The sequence below is a fragment of the Nonomuraea dietziae genome, from assembly GCF_014195505.1.
GTDB classification, from domain to species: Bacteria; Actinomycetota; Actinomycetes; order Streptosporangiales; family Streptosporangiaceae; genus Nonomuraea; species Nonomuraea roseola.
Genome location: NZ_JACIBV010000001.1, coordinates 6,069,778 through 6,085,806 on the forward strand (window position 1 = coordinate 6,069,778; position 16,029 = coordinate 6,085,806).

At 70.7% G+C, this 16,029-nt stretch carries 15 protein-coding genes and 1 pseudogene; 3 read left to right on the forward strand and 13 right to left on the reverse strand.

What is annotated here, in order from left to right; translation table 11 throughout:
* Positions 1–2 precede the first annotated feature (2 nt).
* Complete coding sequence (locus FHR33_RS29185; protein WP_183654286.1) at positions 3–407, reverse strand: hypothetical protein; 405 nt, start codon at positions 405–407, stop codon at positions 3–5.
* Positions 408–537: 130 nt separating this feature from the next.
* On the opposite strand from FHR33_RS29185, the gene FHR33_RS29190 reads away from it, so the two are divergent.
* On the forward strand, positions 538–1,353 hold the full coding sequence (locus FHR33_RS29190) for a helix-turn-helix domain-containing protein (protein WP_183654288.1): 816 nt from the start codon (positions 538–540) through the stop codon (positions 1,351–1,353).
* A gap of 35 nt (positions 1,354–1,388) precedes the next feature.
* Here the strand turns inward: FHR33_RS29190 and FHR33_RS29195 are convergent, their stop codons facing one another.
* Complete coding sequence (locus FHR33_RS29195) at positions 1,389–2,153, reverse strand: hypothetical protein (RefSeq protein WP_183654290.1); 765 nt, start codon at positions 2,151–2,153, stop codon at positions 1,389–1,391.
* Between the two features lie 269 nt (positions 2,154–2,422).
* Between FHR33_RS29195 and FHR33_RS29200 the strand changes: the two genes are divergently transcribed.
* Positions 2,423–3,097, forward strand: coding sequence for an oxygen-binding di-iron domain-containing protein (locus FHR33_RS29200; protein ID WP_221241296.1), 675 nt, complete (start codon positions 2,423–2,425; stop codon positions 3,095–3,097).
* 66 nt (positions 3,098–3,163) lie between these two features.
* On the opposite strand, the gene FHR33_RS29205 is transcribed toward FHR33_RS29200, so the two are convergent.
* The 4 genes from FHR33_RS29205 to FHR33_RS29220 form a co-directional block, all read right to left on the reverse strand.
* A complete protein-coding gene (locus FHR33_RS29205) occupies positions 3,164–4,471 on the reverse strand; it encodes a GEVED domain-containing protein (RefSeq protein WP_183654294.1) in 1,308 nt (435 codons plus the stop codon).
* Positions 4,472–4,573: 102 nt separating this feature from the next.
* Complete coding sequence (locus FHR33_RS29210) at positions 4,574–5,734, reverse strand: NAD(P)-binding domain-containing protein (RefSeq protein WP_183654296.1); 1,161 nt, start codon at positions 5,732–5,734, stop codon at positions 4,574–4,576.
* 53 nt (positions 5,735–5,787) lie between these two features.
* Positions 5,788–6,972 (reverse strand): carboxylate--amine ligase, encoded by a 1,185-nt coding sequence (locus tag FHR33_RS29215; protein ID WP_183654300.1) that lies wholly within the window; start codon positions 6,970–6,972, stop codon positions 5,788–5,790.
* 380 nt (positions 6,973–7,352) lie between these two features.
* Complete coding sequence (locus tag FHR33_RS29220; protein WP_183654303.1) at positions 7,353–7,601, reverse strand: hypothetical protein; 249 nt, start codon at positions 7,599–7,601, stop codon at positions 7,353–7,355.
* On the opposite strand from FHR33_RS29220, the pseudogene FHR33_RS51955 reads away from it, so the two are divergent.
* Positions 7,591–7,872 (forward strand): annotated as a pseudogene (locus FHR33_RS51955) (glycosyl hydrolase); the annotation flags it as partial. The gene FHR33_RS29220 and the pseudogene FHR33_RS51955 overlap by 11 nt on opposite strands.
* A gap of 128 nt (positions 7,873–8,000) precedes the next feature.
* Here the strand turns inward: FHR33_RS51955 and FHR33_RS29225 are convergent.
* From FHR33_RS29225 to FHR33_RS29255, 7 genes are read right to left on the reverse strand one after another with little or no spacing between them, the layout of a single operon-like run.
* A complete protein-coding gene (locus tag FHR33_RS29225; protein WP_183654306.1) occupies positions 8,001–9,560 on the reverse strand; it encodes a glycosyltransferase in 1,560 nt (519 codons plus the stop codon).
* Between the two features lie 44 nt (positions 9,561–9,604).
* Positions 9,605–10,189: a Wzz/FepE/Etk N-terminal domain-containing protein gene (locus FHR33_RS29230; protein ID WP_183654309.1), complete on the reverse strand. Its 585-nt coding sequence runs from the start codon at positions 10,187–10,189 to the stop codon at positions 9,605–9,607.
* Positions 10,186–11,286 (reverse strand): glycosyltransferase, encoded by a 1,101-nt coding sequence (locus FHR33_RS29235; protein ID WP_183654312.1) that lies wholly within the window; start codon positions 11,284–11,286, stop codon positions 10,186–10,188. The genes FHR33_RS29230 and FHR33_RS29235 overlap by 4 nt, the downstream gene beginning before the upstream one ends.
* Complete coding sequence (locus tag FHR33_RS29240) at positions 11,283–11,984, reverse strand: polysaccharide deacetylase family protein (RefSeq protein ID WP_246452178.1); 702 nt, start codon at positions 11,982–11,984, stop codon at positions 11,283–11,285. Before FHR33_RS29240 ends, FHR33_RS29235 begins: the two co-directional genes overlap by 4 nt.
* A complete protein-coding gene (locus FHR33_RS29245; RefSeq protein ID WP_183654315.1) occupies positions 11,981–13,471 on the reverse strand; it encodes a lipid II flippase MurJ in 1,491 nt (496 codons plus the stop codon). Before FHR33_RS29245 ends, FHR33_RS29240 begins: the two co-directional genes overlap by 4 nt.
* Positions 13,468–14,715 carry an O-antigen ligase family protein gene (locus FHR33_RS29250; protein ID WP_183654318.1) on the reverse strand — a complete coding sequence of 416 codons (1,248 nt, stop codon included), beginning with the start codon at positions 14,713–14,715 and terminating at the stop codon, positions 13,468–13,470. Before FHR33_RS29250 ends, FHR33_RS29245 begins: the two co-directional genes overlap by 4 nt.
* Positions 14,716–14,717: 2 nt before the next feature.
* Positions 14,718–15,974, reverse strand: a complete 1,257-nt coding sequence (locus FHR33_RS29255) for a sugar transferase (protein WP_183654321.1) — start codon at positions 15,972–15,974, stop codon at positions 14,718–14,720.
* Between the last annotated feature and the right edge of the window lie 55 nt (positions 15,975–16,029).

Here is a 16,029-nt window from a genome sequence, read left to right on the forward strand (position 1 = left end):
GTTCAGGCGGGCTGTCGCGGGGTGACGGTGGTCATGCGGCGCAGGCCGATGAACTCCATCGTCGCGTAGATCGCGACCACCAGCGCTCCCACCAGCAGGAAGGCGACCCCCAGGCCGGTGAGCGGGATGACGTCGGTGAAGGCGAGCAGCACGAGCGCCGCACCCGACGCCGCGTTGCCCACGACGACGAAGGCCGCATAACGCGCAGGGATCTGCGGGTATCCGGCGATGAGGCCCAGGGCGGCCGCCCCACCCAGCATGGCGACCCCGAACGGGATGGACCAGGCGGTCGGCAGCCCGAGCGGCTCGCTGAGCGCCGTGCTCGCCACGAGCATGACCACGCCGAAGACGGCCGTGCTCCAGCCGTCGATCCGCAGGGTGGTGCGCAGGAAGGTGTCAGCCGTCATCCCGGTCTCCTCAGTCGGTGGGCGAGCCGTACCGGCCCTGGTCACAGAACCTTTCACCGGCGAGGTCATCGACTCAATGACGTCAGAGGTCATGGTGGAGGGAACCGGAGCGGGTCGTATCCTCCAGGGCATGAAAGTGGAGCAGCCGTCCAGGGTCGGCGTCCTGCTGCGCGAGTGGCGGCAGCGCCGCAGGCTCAGCCAGCTCGATCTCGCCAACCTGGCCGACACCTCCGCGCGGCACCTGTCGTACGTCGAGACGGGTCGCGCGCAGCCGAGCCGTGCGATGGTGCTGCGCCTGTCGGAGGCGCTGGACATCCCGTTGCGTGAGCGCAACACCCTGCTCCTGGCCGCGGACTACGCGCCCGCCTACAGGGAGAGCGGGCTCGACGAGGAGTACATGTCCTCGATCAGGGCCGCGATCGACACCATGCTGACCGCGCACGAGCCGTATCCCGCCGTTCTGGTCGACCGCCTGTGGAACGTGCTGGCGGGGAACAGGGCCATGGCCGTCCTCATGGACGGCATACCGCCGCACCTCCTGGAGCCGCGGCCGAACGTGTTCCGGCTGGCCCTGCACCCGGACGGCCTGGCCTCCCGGCTGGCCAACCTGGGCGAAGTCCGTACGCTCTTCCTCCAGCGCCTGCTGCGTCAGGTCAACGCCACGGGAGACGAGGCGCTGCGCTCGCTCTACGACGAGGTGCGCCGGTATCCCGCGCCCATGGGCGGGGAGACGGAGGGGCCCGGCGAGGGTGAGCACGGGCCGAGCCCGATCCAGGTGCCGTTGAGGATCCGCACCCCCTACGGAGAGCTGTCGATGTTCAGCACCATGGCCACCTTCGGCGCACCGGCCGATGTGACGCTGTCGGAGCTGGCGATCGAGCTGTTCTATCCCCTCGACGAGTTCAGCACCAAGGCGCTCCACGCCCTGGGGGAGTGGTCCTCCTAGCGTCGTCCCGCAGGCCCTGCCGGGAAGGGACGGGCCTAGTTGTACCTGTACAGCCTGGTGGCGACCTCGTCCTCACCGTCGAAGACCGAGGCGCGGTACATGCTCACACGCAGATCACCGTGCTCTGCCTTGCCGCACGTGTTCGACCCGGCCAACTGCTGGATCTCGAAGCGCGCCGAGGGGTCGCCGTCCACGAAGTACTCCGCCCGCGCCTGATGCGTGTCAGCTCCCGTGTCACACGCGAACACGAACGTGTTCTTCCCGCCGAAGCACACGCTGGCGGCGCCCTTGGTCGAGGCGCAGACCTTCGACCTGGCCTGGGCGGCGGCCGGGGTCACGTGGGTCTCCCTCTTGACGGGGTACTTGGTGACGTCGCGGACCGTCTTCCACCGGCTGACCTTGATCAGCCGGTTGCCGTTGTACACGGCCGCCCTGAACGTGACGCTCTTGCCGATCTCCCTGCTTCCCTTGATCTCGCCCTCGCGCCCGAGGTTGTGGATGACGTACTTCGTACCGAGGTAACCGTTCAGGTAGTACTCGACCGCGGGGTGGAGCCTGTCGTTCTTGGTGTCCTCGATCGTGACACCGGGCCTGTCGCTCTCGTCAGGGCCCACACAGGCCGTCGCGCCCTTGACGCGGACGCACTCGGCGTCCTCTTCGGCCTTCACCGGCCTCCCGCCGGCAGGCACCCCGGTAACGGCGGGTACGGCGACGGAGGGGGCGGGCGCCTTCGCGGCGGGCCTGGCCACTTTCGCCGCCGCCCCTTCAACGCTGAACGCGGCGGTCAGTGTCACGGCCACCGCTATGAGTGTGCGTCCTAGCACCACTTGTTCTCTCCAAGCTCAGGAGTCACAGGGCTGTTGCCAGGGTGTGACGCGTCAATTGCCGCAAAGGTTCGGATCGATGGGAAATTTCGCCGATATGTGAGGATGAAAGGCCTCTTGACCTGCCGTGAGACGATGAAAAGAAGGGGAATCGCTCCGAAGGGAGCAACAGGATGGACACCACCGTGGCGGAGGTTGCGCCAGATATATACCGGTTGTCAACTTTCATCCCTGATGCCGGGATCATGTTCAACCAATATCTCGTCGACGCGGAAGAACCGCTGCTCTTCCACACCGGGCTGCGGGGGCTGTTCCCGCTGGTGTCGGCGGCGGTGGAGCGCGTGATGCCGGTCGAGCGGCTGCGCTGGGTCACCTTCGGTCACCTCGAGGCCGACGAGTGCGGATCGATGAACTCCTGGCTCGCCGCCGCGCCCCACGCGCAGATCGCGCACGGCGCCTTGGGCTGTCTGGTGTCCGTCAACGACCTCGCGGACCGGCCGCCCAGGCCGCTGGCCGACGGCGAGGTCATGGACCTGGGCGGCAAGCGGATGCGGCGGATCGAGACCCCGCACGTGCCGCACGGCTGGGACGCCGGCCTGTTCTTCGAGGAGGCCACGGGCACCCTGCTCTGCGGTGACCTGTTCACCTCGATGGGGGAGTCCCCCGCGGTCACCGACGTGGAGATCGTCAGCCCTGCCCTGGCGGCCGAGGACACCTTCGGCGCGACCTGCCTGACCCCGGGAACCGGCCCCACCATGCGCGCGCTGGCCGACCTGGAACCGAGCGCGCTGTGCCTCATGCACGGACCCACCTACCGTGGGGACGGCGGGGCGGCGTTGCGTGACCTCGCGGGCGCCTACGAGGAGCGGCTCGCCGCCGAGGGCGTCCGCCTCCACGGCCCCGTCACGCCGTCCGTCTAGGTCGGGGGCGCAATGGAAAAGGCCACCGCCGGTGTGTCACCGGCGGTGGCCTTCAAGAGAGGTGGGTTACCCGAGATTGTTCAGGTTCGGCCTGAACATGTGGTGGGCGTTCCTCTCGCGCCTGTCCCGCTTGTCCCTGTCATCCCCCTTGTCGGATCGTTCCGTCCTCGCCGGCCGCTCCACGGGCGCCGGGGCGACCCGTTCGGCGAGTGTGATCTGGTGGTCCTCGACCTCACCGCTGTCGGCCCAGCCGGTCGGCCGTGTCACGTCCTCGGCCGTCGCGGACGTGCGCAGCCTCAGCCATGTGGCACCCGGCTTGACGTTCCTTGGAACGCTCCAGGTGAGTTCCCTCGTCGTGCTCTCCTCCTCAGCCGAGGCCTGCGCCCGCTCGCCCGGGTCGAACTTGCCGTTGCGGTCGAAGTCGATCCAGCCCGCCAGCGCCGCCTCCGAAGGTCCGCCCACCGGGACGGCCAGCGTGTACGTCCTGGCGTTGCCCTCCACAAGCGGAGGCCCGCCCGCCACGATGGCGTCGTCGGTGTCGGTATCCTCGCGCAGGGCGCGAGGAGTGACGCTGTCGACGGTGGTGTGGTCGGCCGTCACGCCGTTGCCGAGGTAGGTGTCGGTGAGGATGTGCGAGGCGGCGCCGTAGGAGGCGGGCGCGTCAGAGGCGTCCTCGTAGAGGGACAACTTGAAGGCGCCCCACATCTGCGGGCCGCCCGCGTCGCCGCGGTAGCGGACGTCACGAGCGCGCAGCATGATGGTGAACGAGCGCAGGGTGCCGTTCACCTGGACGGTGCCGCAGGTGTACACCACTCCGCAGGTCGTGGTCCTCGTCCTGGTGAACCGCTCGGGCACGATGGTGTCGTCCGTGACGCGGTAGCCGGGGAACCCCGCCACCTTGCTGAAGGTGGGTGTGGCCGGCGTCCCGCCCATCAGACGCAGGCCTGCCCAGTAGTCGTCCCGCTCGGTGCCCTCGGTCACCACGCCGCCCGTGCCGTACACGTGCAGGCGCGGGTCGCGCACCGGCCTCGAGAAGGTGAACGTCAGGGCGACGACGTCGCTCCATCCGTTCGGGTTGACCTCGAACTCCTCGTAGAGGTCGAGGATGCCGGCTCCCGCCTTGCCGTTCGCCGGGATGAGGAACTCGTCGTCGAGCGCCGCGGGGTCCGCGGGCGCGACCTGGGCCCAGACCACCTTGGTGCCGCCGACCGGCGTCTTCCTCACGGTGACCTGCACCCCCGAAGCGGTGCTCCCGTGGGCCTCCGTCGCCGAGTTTGTGAAGGTCTGAGGCCCGTCCGCATGCGCCATGGGAACGATTCCCGCCATCCCGACGAGGACCGCGGCCACGCCGGTGAGGACTTTACGAACATACATTTCCGCTCCCGAGAAGCCTTTTGGCTTGTCTTCCGTCACCACCGGGAGTTCTGTTCCGCTGGACACGGTCAAAGGCATGGAAAACTCGCTGCTCAAGCTGATTTACGCACCTGTCCCAGTAGGCCGCGGGTCACCCTTCTCGCGGCGAAGTCGGCGCCGTGCACGAAACGCATGGCGGGTCCGAAAGTGGCGGCCGAAGCGAGTCCGACCACATAGAGACCGCTGATCGGGCTTTCGTAGGTCCTCGTCAGCCGTGGGGTCGGGCCCTCGCTGCGGATCCCGCGGCGCAGGTCCGGGTCGAGGACGCCGATCCTGCCGAGGTCCACCTTGTAGCCGGTCGCGGCGATGACGTGCTCGGTCTCGATCGTGCTGACCGCGCCCGCCGCGTCGCGCAGGCGCAGGCGCACGGTGTCGCGGTGCTCGGCGCCCGCGAGTTTCGCGCCCAGCGTCACGGGGACGGCCCCCTCGAACCGCTCCCTCAGCCACCAGGACCCGGCAGGGCCCGAGCGTGTTGCGCACGATGTGCTTCCTGGCCGCCCTCGGCAGATAGCGGACGGCTCCCGGCAACTCCGACCACACCCACGAGGGCCAGCCGGTGCCGAGACCCGAGCTGGGCGCCAGCATGCGGTCGAGCATCGATCGGTTCTCGACGGGCGTGTCGTTCCAGGCCAGGGTCTTGCACCTGGCGACGACCCGGACCATGGCCCCCGCCTCCTTCAGCAGCGTCGCGGTCTCGAGCGCGGACTGACCCGCGCCCACGACGGTCACATCCCTGCCCGCGAAGGCCGACAGGTCGTGGTGGTCGCTGGCGTGCGACGACACCTCGGGCGGCAGCCCGGCCAGCGCGGCGGGTTTGTGAGCGAACGGCAGGAAGCCGACCGCCAGCACGACGGTCCTGGCCAGCACGGAGTCCCCGGACGAGAGGGTGACGGCGAACAGTCCGCCCTCGGAGCCCACGGTGGTCACCGTGGACTCGTCGAGCGCCTTCTTGACCGTCTGCGCGCTGAACCACTTGCCGTAGGCGACGAAGGTCTCCACGGGCACGGGCTCGCCGTAGGAGTACTGGCGGTAGGCGTCGAGCCCGTACCGCCGATCGGGGTCACCGAGGTGGGAGGCCTGGGGCTCGGACTTCAGCAACATTCCCCGTGGCATGTGCTGCTCCCACGCCTGCATGGGACGGCCGAACACCTGAGCGTCGAGCCCGGCGTCCAGCGCATGGGCGGCAACGGAAAGCCCGTAGGGACCCGCGCCCACAATTGCCACGTCTATCACCGGCGTCTGCAAAACGTCTCCTCCCGTTCGTGAGCGACAAAAGCCTATTTCCGACGGCTCTTGAGGTGAGTAAAGCCACGCTTTATCGTCTGTCCGGTCATTGCCACGAATGGCCAGTAATCGTCCGCCGAGAGCCACGCGAGTTCGTCCGCCTGCCGCATCGCGCGCAGCCATCCGGCGCAGGTGCGCTCGCGCCCCATCCGAAATGCGGGGAATATGTCGTAGTTCTCCACCAGGAAGGTGCGCCCGTAGACCGGGCGGGCGGCGGTCTTCCACCTCCCCGAAAGGTGCAGGTGCATGGTCCGCACCAGGTCGAGGCCGCGGTCGTCGCTGAACAGCCGGAACTGCGCGCCCAGTCTGGGGTTGAAGTCGAGCAGGCAGTAGGCGTCGCGCGCCGCGTCGTAGCGGAAGTCCAGATCGAGAATGCCGCGGTAGCCGAGCGCCGCCGCCATGGTGTTGGCCGCCTTCTCGATGGCGGGGTTGGGCACCGAACAGCCGTACGTCGTGAGGCCCGCACCAGGCGGATAGGCGCGCTCCTTGCGCCCCGTGCCGCCGAACAGGCACGTCGAGTCCTGGTCGTAGTAGCCGTGGAAGAACCAGTCGGACCTCGCTCCTCCCTGCACGAAACGCTGCAGGAGCAGGTCGCTGTCGCCGCCTCTGCCGAGCAGGCTGACGGCCTGCTCCGGCCTGTGGATCACGCTGGTGTTGCGCAGTCCCGCTCCCTGGGGGAGCAGCCACGGCTGGGCCCACTTGGCCACCAGCGGCAGCCCGAGGGCGGCGACCGCCGACCCGACCTCCTGCTCGGTGGCGACGACGCGGGTCTCGGGCTGGGCGATGCCGAGGGACGCGCACACGTCGGCGAGCCCCGCCTTGTCCGCCAGTGCGCGCGGCAGCCCGGGCGCCTGGTCGGGCAGCAGGAAGAACGGGCGCAGCTCGGCCGCGTGCTCGGCGACGGCGATGGCGCCCGCGTCGTCCATCGTGACCAGCACCGCCCTGCGGCCGATGCTTTCGGCCACCGCGGTCAGCGTCTCGACGAAGCCCCTGCCTTTCGGCCAGGTGTACATGTGGGCCAGGTATTTCGACCGGGAGACAGGCGCGTGCCTGCCCTCGATGAGCCCGTGCACCTCGACGCCCGCTCTTCCCAGCGAGCGAATCGCGCCGAGTGTCCCATGATGAAAGATGTTGTCGTCGAGCCGCAGAACCAGCGCGGGCACGGTCGAATCCAGCATTTTCTCCACCCCATTCCTTATGTCTTATGCAGGACATTCACTGCCAACTCGCGTGGTGAATATTCGGCAAGTCGGCGAGTGGGGTATATAGGGTGAGACTAGAGACAACGTGTAGGGACGTTTGCCATGACAGCCCAAAAGGAACACTTTCGCTGGCTTTTCGCAGCAGTCGCCGGATCGGCGGCGATCGCGTGGCTTGCCACCAGTACCGGCGTGAACGGTGCGACGCCGAGGACGGAGCCCAAGAAAAGCGCCGCGCTCGGCGTCTTTCTGGCCTCCGACGCGCGAGGCACCAAACGCCTGCCCTATTTCGAGGAGTGGCTCGGCGCGGAGGTGACGGTCGGTCGCACCTATCTGCCCGGTGAGAACTGGTCGGCCTTTCAGGGACCCGGCTTCATTCTCGAACCGTGGACCACCTGGCGCGCCGCCAAACCGGGGCGGATCCTGGCGCTGAACGTCCCCATGATCGCGCCGAACGAGTCCGAGATGCCTGACAGCACGGTCTCCGTGTTGCTGACCGCCGGGGCCCATGGCGCCTTCGACCCCTTCTTCGAGCGGCTGGCGCAGAAACTGGTGTCCGCGAAGGCGGCCGACACCATCATCGTGCTGGGCTGGGAGATGAACGGCACCACCTACTCGAGCCGTTGCGCGCCCAATCCCAAGGCGTGGAAGAGCTACTGGCGGCGCATCGTCACGACCATGCGCTCCGTGCCTGGACAGAACTTCCGCTTCGACTTCGCGCCCAGCCGCGGACGCGACGCGATCCCCTGGACCAAGTGCTATCCGGGCGACGACGTGGTCGACATCATCGGGATGGACAGCTACGACCAGGCCCCGGGGGAGGAGTTCTCCGACTACGTCAAGCAGCCGTACGGGCTGCGGGCGCAGGCCGCATTCGCGAAGGCGCACGGCAAGCCCATCTCCTTCCCCGAATGGGGGCTCTTCCGCTACGGCGACCGCCCCGACTACGTGCGCAGGATGCTGAACTGGATCGCCAGGCACGACGTGGTGTATCACTCGATCTCCGACTACTGCTCGCACGGTGTCTGGCAGTGCTCGATGAACCCGCGCTCATCGGCGGTCTTCCGCGCGATGCTGAAGCCCGCTCCTTCGGCCACGCCCACCGTCACACCGGCGGAGGCCACGCCCACTCCGGCCACGCCCACTCCGGGCACGCCCACTCCGGGCACGCCCACCCCGGGCACGTCCGGCTCGGCCACATCCAGCCCGGCCACATCCAGCCCAGCCACGATCGGCTCGGCCACATCCAGCCCGGCCACCTCCGGCTCGGCCACGCCGAGCCCGGTCACCCCGACCCCCGCCACGCCGGCCGCCGGGGTTTCCGCCACCGTCACACCGACGGCTTCCGAGACACCCACACCGTCCGTGCTGATCGCCGCGACGCCGACGCCCTCGCCTGGAACGCCGGCCACGCCGCCCCCGCCCTCGGAACGTCCCGCCGTCGCCGTGCCCGTGGGCGCGGTGCTGGTGCCGAACCCGGTTCCGCAGGCCGAGCCCAGAATCCCGAGGGTGTGCTCGGCGAGCGCGTCGAACACCACGCGGTCGTCGTACGCCAAGGCGAGCAGCGCGCCGGCGCGGCCCTCGGCGGCGGCGAGCTCCGGCTGCGCGAGCCTGAGCAGCAAGGCCCCGGCGAGCGCCTCGACATCCTCAGCGGGTACGGCGGCGCCCACCCTGTCGCCGACCACCTCGGCCAGACCAGGCACGTCGGAGGCGACCAGCGCCCGCCCGGTCGCCAAGGCCTCCAGAGCGGTCAGCGGCAAACCCTCCCAGCGCGAGGGCAGGACCACCACGTCCGCGGCGGCATACCAGGATCGAGGATCGGCCACGGGCCCGGCGAAGTGAACGCCGGGCCCCGCCTGCGAGCGCAGCCCTTCGAGCAGGTCGCCGTCGCCGACGATCACCAGCCTGGCCGCCTGGCAGTCCTTCGTGACCAGTTCCCACGCGGCCAGCAGCAGGTCCTGGCCCTTCTGCCTGGTGACCCTGCCCACGCAGACGGCCAGCGGCGCGAACTCCGGGACGCCGTGACGCGCCCGCGCCGCGGCCCGCTCCTGCGGCCCCGCGGGCCTGAACCGTCTGAGGTCGACGCCGTTGCGCACGATCACGAGGTTTCCCCGCACGTCGTGCCGCAGGGCGGTCGCCGTCTCGCCCTCGCCCACGCACACGAGCACGCCGGCCCAGCGGGCCGCCGCCCTCTCCCACGCCAGCGCCATCCCGGCGACGGGCCCGCGGGCGGCCAGCCACGACCAGCCGTGCGGTTGGAACAGCGTGGGAATCCTGCCGCGGATGACGGCCCTGCCCACCAGGCCCGCCTTGGCGGAGTGCAGGTGGACGGCGTCGGGGGCGAAGTCACGCAGCAGTCTCCCGAGCCTCAGCCCCGCGGCGAGGTCGGCGGGCCCCGGCGAGCGTCCTGCGCGCCAGTCGAGCCATGGGACGCCCAACTCGGCCAGGTGGGGGCGCAGCCGCCCCTCGCTGGGGCAGGCGACCGCGACGTGCCAGCCGCGCCGTACCTGGTCGGCCGCCACGGCGGCCACGTAGGCGCCGACGCCGCCGTCCACGGGCTGTGTCACGTGCAGGACTCGCGGTGCTCCCACCGCCTCCCGGCGGCGCGCCCTCATGCCTCGGCCCCGACCAGCGAGGGAGCCCGCTCCCCGCGCGACCCGCTCGCCACGGACGGCGAGGCCAGGAAGACGAGCCCCGCGACGAGCACCGCCGCGGCCGTCCCGATGCCCACGTTGACCAGGAGCACGGGCGACGAGGGCGCGAGCGGCATCGACGCGCTCGCGAAGCTGGCCAGCCGCACTCCGGTGTTGGTCGCCTGCATGTTCGCGTAGGAGATCAGCGCCGTCGAGGCCTGGTCGGCCCGCGCGACGGCCTCCTGCGCGGTGGGAGCGATGGCCGTGAGCCGCACCAGCGGAGCGTCAGGAGAGGCGGAGGCGCTCAGGGTCCTGTACGCCTGCTCGCCGCTGGTGATGAGCCCGGGCTGGACGGCGATCCTCGCGTACGCCTGGGCGAAGTTGGCCGTCCGCCCGGGATCGCCCTCGGCCACCACCACGACATAGGCGTCGGAGCTGTAGACGGGCTCCCTCGCCAGCGAGTAGAAGAGCCCGGCCAGCGCCCCGAGCAGCAGGGACAGCGGCAGCCACCATCGCCTCAGCCACCCCGTCACGCGTGCCCGCGTCCATGTCATCGACGTCATCGCCTCTCCTCGTTGCCCGGGGCGCCCAGCAGGCGCCGGTAGAGCGCTTCCAATTGGTCGACCTGGTGCCGGATGTCGTAGAGCCGGACGGCCCCCGGCGGCGTCAGCCTGGACGGCCGCGTGGACGCCATTTCCTTGAGCTCGGCGCCGAGCCGGCCGGGGGTGACGCGGCGCGCTCCGGGAGCGGCGTCACGCGGCAGGTCGTCGACGGCCGGGCAGGTGTCGTACAGGACCGGCAGCCCCGCGGCGAGCGCCTCGACGATGGCCAGCCCGAACGTCTCCTCCTGCGAGGGCGCGGCCAGCACGTCCATCGCCGACAGCATGGCGCGCGTGTCGGGTGACTCGCCCGCGAAGATCACGCGGCGGTCGACTCCCAGCGCGCGGGCGAGATTCTCGAGCTGCAGCCTGCGGGATCCGGCTCCGACCAGCAGCAGGAAGGTGTCGTCGAGCCCCAGCATCGCCTCGACGAGCAGGTCGAACCGCTTGCCGGGCTCCAGCCTGCCGACGCCGCCCACCACGAACGCCTCGCGCGGCAGGCCGAGCGCGTCGCGGGTCCGCTCGCGCAGGCGCGGGTCGTAGCGGAAGGCGCGCGCGTCGACCCCGTTGGCGATCACGACGATGCGCGAGCGAGGGATGCCCCAGGTGGCCAGCCGGTCGGCCACGGTGGGCGAGACGGCCACTGTGACGTGCCCGAGCAGCTCGCTGGCCAGGTAGAGCGCCCTGACCGGCCTGGTGATGCGACGGCCCTCGATCAGCTCCTTGCCGATCGAGTGCTCCGTCGCCACGATCGCGGGAACGTTGGCCAGCCGCGCGGCCAGCCTCCCGTACACGCACGCGCGGTACAGGTGCGTGTGGACGACCTCGTAGCGGCCCGCCCGCATCAGCCTGGCCAGCCGTCCGAGCGCCCGCAGGTCGCGGTTGCCGCGCATGTCGACGCGGTGGACGGGCACCCCCGACGCCTCGATGGCCTCGGCCACCACGCCGGACCCGGTCAGCACCGCGACCTCGCAGTCGGCGCGCATGTACGGCAACTGCGCCCGCAGCTGCTGTTCCGCGCCGCCCGCCGCCAGTCCTGTGATGACGTGCAGGACCTTCACGACCCCCACCGCATCCGGTGTCGCATCCACTTGGCGCGCAGCCTCAGCGCTCCGTCCCTGTCGCCGATGTAGGTGCGGGGAAGCGCGTGAGGGCCGGTGTGCTCGGACTTCCAGATGGCGCACGCGTAGTCGTAGCCCGCGCCCCTGGCCGCGGCGACCTCGCGGGCGCCGACGTGTCCGTACGGGTAGCAGAAGCCGGTGACCTCGGCGTCCACGATCTCTTCGAGCGCCGCCTTGCTCGCCGTCAGCTCGTGCCTGAGCTCGGTGCCCGTCAGGGAGGTCAGCGAGGGGTGCACGACCGAGTGCGAACCGACCTCCATGCCCTGGCGCGCCACCCTGCGCAGGTCGTCGGCGTCCATGAGCGGCTTGACGGGATAGCCCGCGTCCCACTCGTTGGAGCCGCCGAGCCTGCCGGAGACCATGAACACGGTCGCGGTGAAGTGATGACGCAGCAGCGCGGGGACGACCTCGCTCACGAAGTCGGCGTAGCCGTCGTCGAAGGTGAGCCCGACCAGGCGGCCGGCCGTACCGGCTCGCCTGGCGGCCATGAGCTCGCGCATCGAGACCCCGCGCAGCCCGCGCCTGGCCAGCCAGCGCAGCTGGGCGGCGAATCTGTCGGGGGAGACGGTGATGTTCAGGGGATCGTCGTCGTATTTCGTCACCGAGTGGTACATGAGGACGAGCGGCATGGCGGTCATGCGCGACCTCGGATCCTGATCATTGTGGTGATCTCCTCTGTTCCCGTGAGTGCCGCGGCGGCGCAGAACACCGCCGCGGTGGCGGCCGCGGTCAGCGCCAGGACGGCCGCAGGCGGCAGGCCCGCCAGCAGCGAATGAGTGCCCCATCCGGCCGTGGCGGCGAGCGCGCCGGCCAGGAGCAGGCAGGCGGCCGGCCGGGCGACGGAGCGCACGGACAGGCCGATGGCGGGGCCGCGCAGCCCCGCGAACAGGATCGCCGCGCTCAGCGTGATGCCGGCCGCGTTGGCCGCGGCGATCCCCGTCGTCCCCCAGGGCGGTGTGGCCAGCGCGATCGTCGTGGCCAGCCCGGCGGCCATCGCCAGCGCCGGATACCAGGTCGGGCGGGTGCCGCAGAAGAACGCCCTGCACACGACGCCGACGACCGCCTGGCCGAGCAGACCGAGCGAGTAGACGCGCATGATCAGGGCCGTGGCCTCGGTGTCGGCGTCGGTGAACGCGCCGTGCTGCAGCAGCAGCCTGACGATCTCCGGCGCGCACACCACCAGCACCGCGGTGGCGAGCAGCACGGTCGCCGCCGCCGTCACCAGGTCGTCGGTCAGCCTGCGCCTGACGGTGGGGCCGTCGCCTGCCGTGATGGCCCGCGCGAGGTGGGGGAAGGTGACCGTGGCGACGATCAGCGACAGGATCATCGGCACCTGAGCGATCTTCTGGGCGTAGTTGAGGTGCGAGATCGACCCTTCGGCCAGCGACGATCCGGCGAACCGCTCGACGAAGACCTGCCCCTGGCGTTCGAGGGTGTAGGCGGCGATCGGCAGGAAGGCACCCAGCGGCAGCAGCATCCTGCGGGTGGGCCTGCGCGGCCGTCCGAGCCTCTTCACGAAGGCGGGGGCCTGTATCAGCACCATGCCCACCGCGCCGAGGGCGACCCCCGCGGCGGCCGCGGACACGCCGTGATCCTGGAAGACCCAGAGGACGGCGATGATGCCCAGGTTGTAGGCGACGCTGATGGCGGCGGGCGGGCCGAAGGCGTGGTGCGTGCGCAGCGCCGCGCTCAGATAGCCGGCCATGCCGAACATCAGGATCGTCACGGAGGTGAGCCGCATGCACCGCACGGCCAGTTCGGGGTCGGCGATGCCGGGGGCCAGCAGGGCCACGAGCCAGGGAGCCCCCGCGGCGGTCAGCGCGGTCAGGCCGAGCAGCGCGACGCTCATGTGCGGCAGCGTCGCCGCGACCAGGTTCCTGACGTCGCCGGCTCGCTCGGCGGCCCTGCTGAACAGCGGCACCATCAGGAAGGCCATGCCCTCGATGAGCAGGGGCGCGGAGGTCTCCGGGATCATCCAGGCGACCAGGAAGGCGTCGGTGGCGGAGTCGGCTCCGAAGGTCCTGGCCAGCAGCAGGTCGCGACCGAAGCCGAGCATCGAGCCGAGCCCGACGAGGACGGCGGTGAGGCTCGCGGCCCTCAGCCCCGCAGGGGCGGCCGTGGTCATCGCGGCCACCCGTTCGTGGCCCAGGTCAGAGCGAGACCCAGCGTCACGGCCATGACCAGGGTGGGCGCGCCCCCGATGTCGGAGTAGGCGAAGTCGACGACCTGCCAGGTCAGCAGCCCGGCGACCGCCACCCCGCTCCGCCTGAACGTCCAGACGAGCAGCGCGCCGAAGAAGAAGGCGAAGGCGGCCAGGCCCAGCACGCCCTGCTCGCTCAGCACCAGCAGGTACATGTTGTGCGGCGACAGCAGCGGCTGCCGCGTGAACCCGTTGACGGGGTCGTCGGTGTCGCTGCCCGACGACAGCCCGGTCGGCGCGTAGGTGTCGCGCAGTTCGGCGAACCGGCGGGGCCCGACGCCGGTCAGCGGGTGGTGCGTCCACATCGCTCCCGCCGTCTCCCACAGGCTGTAGCGGTCGCTCACCGACTGGTCGGGCTGGGAGAAGGAGGAGGTGATGGAGGCCAGCCGCTGCCCGATCGTGTCCGAGCCGACCCCGAAGCCGAAGACCAGCAGGAAGGCGGCGGCCGCCGTGACCAGCGCCACCCGCGCGGCGGTGCGCGCGCCGTACCTGACGAGCATGACCGCCACGGCGCAGAGCAGCGCGAGCCAGGTGCCCCGGCTCAGCGAAAGGACCAGCGGAACGGTCAGCAGGCCGGCGCCGGCGAGGGCGGCGATCCGCTGTCTGCCGTGTAGCTCCAGTCCGAGCGCGAACAGCAGGATCAGGCCGTAGCTGACGACGGTCGCCATGCCCATGACATCGAGCGCGCCGAACGTGCCGACGGCACGCACCCTCTCGCCTCCGTACGAGGCGCCCGTTCCGGTGAACGCCTGGTAGCAGCCGACGACCCCCTGCACGGCGGCGGCGGCGACCAGCGCCCCGCCCACCAGCCACACGTCCTCCCGCCGGCGCAGCGTGATCATGACCGCCAGCGGGATCAGCACGAAGACCTGCAGGAAACGGAGGTAGCCCGGCAGGCTCGTCAGCGCGTCGGGAGAGGTCAGCGTCGCCGCCGTGACGGCGAGCACCAGAGGGGTCAGTACCAGCGCGCGCAAGGGAAGGCGCGGGCGCCCCGCCACGAGGCAGGTCGCGGCCACGGCGACCAGCGCCACAGACGCCCCGTCCGCCATGGTCACGTGGACGGCCGAGCCGGGGTCGTCGGTGCGGGAGGGAAGGCAGGTCAGCAGCACGGTCGCGGCGGCCAGGAGACTCGGCCCGCGTGCCAGGGACGCGGGGAGCAGGTCGCGCATCCCTAACTTCCACCTGGCCGGAGCAGGGACCAGGCGGTCCTGAGCATGATCTTGAAGTCGGTCCTGAGTGACCAGTCGTCGATGTAGTGGTTGTCGAAGCGCGCCCTGTCCTCGATCGAGGTGTCGCCACGCAGCCCGTGGATCTGCGCCCAGCCGGTGATCCCGACCGGCACTCTGTGGCGCAGGCGGTAGCCGGGGGTGGTGGCGGAGAACTGGTCGACGAAGTAGGGGCGCTCAGGCCTGGGACCGACGATGCTCATGTCACCCTTGAGCACGTTCCAGAGCTGAGGCAGCTCGTCGAGTGAGGATTTGCGCAGCGCCTTGCCCACAGGGCCGAGCCTGCGGTCGTGGGCGATGCTCCAGCGGGTGGCCGACTCGTGCGCGTCCACAGGCTTGAGCGTGCGCAGCTTGATGAGCTCGATCGGCCTGCCGCCGCAGCCGACCCTGCGCTGCCTGAACAGCACGCCGGGGCCGATCTCCCAGCGCACCAGGAGCGCGCAGACGGCGAGGATCGGCGCGCTGATCACCAGGCCCACCAGGGCGACCGCGATGTCGAGCGCCCGCTTGAGCGGCCAGGTCAGGCGGGTCTGCGGGTCGGGGCGCATGCGCAGCAGCGGAAAGCTCCTGACGTGCTCGCGCAGCGGGGCGAAGTCCAGGACCAGATCGTCAGGCGCGGGGGCGAGGTAGACCTCGCAGCCCAGCTCCCTGGCGGCCCTGGCCAGGTCCTGCCCCTCCCTGCCCGCGATGACCACCGCGCGCACCTCGTGCGCGTGGAAGATCTCGGCGAGGTCGTCAGGGGTGCCCAGCACCGGAGGCCCGGTGTCCCTGTCGGTCTCCTCGTCGAGGAAGCCGATCGGCAGCAGGCCGTACTCGGGAAAGCCGAGCAGGGCCGAGGCCAGGCGGTGCCCGTGCGGGTTGGCGCCCACCACCACGGCGGGCTTGATGCCGCCGCGCCTGCGCGCGGCGCGCACGGCGGCCTGGAAGACGCACCTGCCGCAGAAGGCCAGAAAGACGAAGAGGGCCGCGGCGATGACGGCCACGGTCAACGAGGCTGATTCCCAGAAGGCGGCCAGGGTGGCGACCAGTCCCGCTCCCGCCAGCCAGAACCCCCTGTCAAGGCTGGAGGGCAGGATCCTCGGCTCGTACACCCGGCCCGCGGCGTTCACCGCGACGACCAGGACGCAGGCGAGGAGAACCCGCCAGGGCGTCTGCCCGGCCATCAGCGCGCTGAAGGTCATGCACGCCAGATCGATGCTCATCAGGCCAAGCGGCTGGACGGCTGTCCAGTACCCAGATCGCCGGTGTCCCGCCCAC